This is a genomic window from Botryobacter ruber, assembly GCF_003347595.2.
GTDB lineage: Bacteria > Bacteroidota > Bacteroidia > Cytophagales > Hymenobacteraceae > Pontibacter > Pontibacter ruber_A.
In genome coordinates this window covers 1-3,547 of sequence record NZ_QCZK02000026.1, presented here as the reverse complement: position 1 = coordinate 3,547, position 3,547 = coordinate 1, and the positions used below count along the sequence as shown (strand labels likewise).

2 protein-coding genes are annotated in these 3,547 nt (G+C 52.5%); both read left to right on the top strand.

Annotated features, from left to right (window positions below):
• The first annotated feature begins 285 nt into the window (after positions 1–285).
• Positions 286–2,097 carry a glycoside hydrolase family 3 protein gene (locus tag DCW36_RS07775; RefSeq protein WP_114785051.1) on the top strand — a complete coding sequence of 604 codons (1,812 nt, stop codon included), beginning with the start codon at positions 286–288 and terminating at the stop codon, positions 2,095–2,097.
• A gap of 80 nt (positions 2,098–2,177) precedes the next feature.
• The gene (locus tag DCW36_RS07770) at positions 2,178–2,879 is read left to right on the top strand and encodes a hypothetical protein (protein ID WP_240676092.1); all 702 of its coding nucleotides are present in this window, start codon (positions 2,178–2,180) and stop codon (positions 2,877–2,879) included.
• The last annotated feature ends 668 nt before the right edge of the window (positions 2,880–3,547 follow it).

Genomic DNA, 3,547 nt, shown 5'->3' with positions numbered 1-3,547 from the left:
AAACTGGCCCTATTTAGTACCACAAGTTACCGCTGCGCTCAAACTTGCGGCAGAAATCGATTAATAGTACCTTTTTTTCCCTACAAGATTAGCTTCAAAGGGGGACTTTTCCTGCTATTGTATTTTATGCGTAACCTCAGCTTATGAAATCAAACCCAAGGTTATCGGTTACAGCAAATTTTCCTGTTCCTACAAGAGCTGCACGAACAACCGGAATTTCGGGCTGATTGAATCAAAACTTAAAATCCGAAAGCAAGTATGTACTTGTGCTATTAAAGATTTATTATGCTTACGTTGCTACGTCACCCTAACTATATAAAAAAGCTAAAGCTCCTGCTGGCGCTCCCCCTGTTGTTCCTGATTGCCTGCGAAAGCACCGATACCAGCAACAGCAGCCTGGCGGCCACCGAACGGGAATTTACGTTCACGGAAAAAGCGAAACTGCCCGACACCTTTGTCGATGCCTTGTCGCACCGTTCGGACTGGGTCGATTCTGTTTTCAATACCCTTACCCTAGACGAACGCATTGCCCAGCTGATCATTATAGAAGCTTTCTCGAACCGGGGAGCTGCTTACGAAGCAGATGTGATGCGCCTGATTGAAGACTACAATGTGGGCGGCATCATTTTTTTCCAGGGCGGACCTGTGCGGCAGGCGAAACTGACCAACCAGTACCAGGCAGCCGCCAAAGTACCGCTCCTGATTTCGATGGATGCGGAGGCCGGCATTGGCATGCGCCTCGACAGCACGGTGCAGTACCCGTTCCAGATGATGCTGGGCGCGCTTGAAGACAATGCCCTGATTTACCGGATGGGCGCCGAGGTCGCGCATGAGTTCAAGCGCCTGGGCATGCATGTAAACTTTGCGCCCGTTGCCGACATCAACAACAACCCGCACAACCCCATCATCAGTTATCGTGCTTTCGGGGAAAATGCCATTGAGGTAACCGACAAAAGCCTGGCGTATATGCGCGGTATGCAGGACCATGGCATTGTGGCTACCGCCAAGCACTTTCCCGGTCACGGCGACACCGATGTGGATTCGCACCACGACCTGCCCATCATTCCCTTTAACCGCGAACGGCTCGATTCGCTGGAGCTGTACCCGTTCCGGGAGCTGATCAAACACGGCGTTGGCGGCATTATGGTGGCGCACATGCACATCCCGCGGCTCGATTCTACCAACAACCTGCCTTCCACCTTATCGAAACCCATTGTAACCGGTTTGCTGAAAGAGGAGCTGAACTTCAACGGACTTGTATTTACCGATGCCATGGTGATGAAGGGCGTCACGAAGTACTTTCCGCCAGGCGAAGCAGAGGCGCGGGCATTGGTTGCGGGAAACGATGTGCTGGAACGTCTCAACAGTGTGCCCAGGGCCATCAATGCCATCAAGGCGGCCATAAAAAAAGGCGACATTTCGAGAGCTGAAATAGACAGGCGCTGCAAAAAAATGCTGGCGGCAAAACTCTGGCTTGGCCTGGACAAGTACCAGCCCATCGACCTGCACAACCTCTACGAGGACCTGAACCCGCCGGCAGCCGACAGTACGAACCGGGCCATCGCCGAAGCAGCCCTCACCCTGCTCGTTAACCAGAAGCGCGCGGTGCCGCTCCGGCAGCGGCGCAAGCAAAAGATAGCCACCGTTTCGTTTGGCGCTGTGCGGCCCACCATTTTTCAGCGACAGGTAAAGCAGTATGCCACCACCACCGACTTCGTCATTTCCAGGAAGGCAAAAGCAACAGAAATCCAAAAGCTGAAAGAGAAGCTCCGCCACTACGACCTGGTGCTGGTGGGCTTGTACGGGCCCAGCATCCGGCCCAGCAACAACCTTGGCTATTCGGATGCAGCCACCGGGCTGGTACGGGAGCTGGCCAATTCCAGAAAAGCCATCGTCACTTTATTCGACAACGCCTACGCCCTGAACCAGTTTCCGGGCATACAGCACAGCAGGGCCTTGCTGGTGGCGTACCAGCCCCACTTCCATGCACAGGAAGCGGCGGCAAAAATCCTGTTCGGACGTATTCCGCCCCGGGGCAAACTCCCGGTTACGGTAAACAATACGTTTGCTTATGGCGAAGGCATCCGGCTGGATTAATACCTGAACCGGCGGGAAAGTATCTAACCTTTTTAACTATCCGTAAGTAGAGCTGTAAACGGCACAAATCCCCTGAAACGATGAATACACTACGAAAAATAATGTTTGGTATGGCAGCCAGCCTTTGCCTATTGCTTTGGAGCTGCGAGCGCACCCAAAACACCGAAAACAAGGAAATAGCGGTAGAAGGCTCGGAGCCCGGCGACACGGCCCGTGTCATAAAAACCGGCCAGACCGCCGAAGACCGCCTGGAGGATATGCGCGAGTGGATGAGCGACAGAACCACCGGCGACGACACAATCGAGAACGACACCTCCTCGATGCGGAAAGAATTTAAACGGCGCACGGCCGAACTGGATGCCCGCATGGACAGTCTTTCGGAGAAGTCCAGGGCCGAATACCAGCAGCTAAAGGACCGTTACAACAACTGGGAAGCCCGCCAGCAGCGCCGCCAGCAAACGCCCCTGCAGCCCAACAAATTAAAACAGTGGCAGGACCAGTTGCTGCGCGAGTTCAAAGATCTGCAAACCGTTACGCCTGCCAACGTACGCGAAGCTTACCTGACGTTTATGGGCGTGGTCCGGGCCAAACGCCAGAACTGGACCCAGGACGACTGGGATTATGTAGATTATGTGTACGGCCAGCTAAACGAGCGCAAACGCCAGATCGACGACAACATGAGTACAGGCGACCTGCTGAAGGTGAAGGCCCTGCAGGCGGAGTACCTTACCCTGGAAGGCGCTGCCGACACCCAAAGCATGATCGGGACCATGCGTGATTAAGCACTGGCTGGCAGGCGGGCATTTTCAGCAGCTGAGCCTGTGGTAGCCGGGGCTGCAGGGTAAAAACCGTTGCTTCTGCCTTTGGTTTATTTCTGGCTACAAACAAAACAGCAAATTATGCTTCTGTAGCAGCCTCCACAGCCTTTGCTGATCTTCATTAGCCGAAATTATCCGGATATATCCGAATTATCCGGATACTTACGGATATATTCGAATAATTTCGGCTAGCAGGTCTTTTCAGCTACAGAAATCTTTTCCGGCAGTAAAAATGGCAACTAAAAGCCTGGTTGAGCACCGGCAGCAGGTGTGGAGGCAGGCGCAGTACCGTTATTTATGGTAGTTAACCGTGCTTTGTATGCCCCTTGCCCTTAAAAAGAGCCGGTGCAAAAACAAAAATATGGTTGGCAACTTCTCCTTATGAATTATTTCCTTATCTTGCTGTACGGATATCACTTCGGCAAACGAGCTGAATTCCGCTGTTCCGGTGCTAAAAAAGCAACATCCGGAGCAGGAAGGAACCTACTCCGCACATAGTGCAGATAACCGTATGTTTGGAGGTATTACGTATATACTACCGTTGGCGTGCAGTGCGAATACAAATTTAGTAGTACATGCGGTGAATGAAATGCAATCCAATGTGCGATGAGCCTGAGAGAATATTAGTGTCT

What these genes read in the sequence shown, in the direction of transcription:
- DCW36_RS07775 (WP_114785051.1), top strand. Translation starts at nt 286, where the DNA reads ATGCTTACGTTGCTACGTCACCCTAACTATATAAAAAAGCTAAAGCTC.
- DCW36_RS07770 (WP_240676092.1), top strand. Translation starts at nt 2,178, where the DNA reads ATGAATACACTACGAAAAATAATGTTTGGTATGGCAGCCAGCCTTTGC.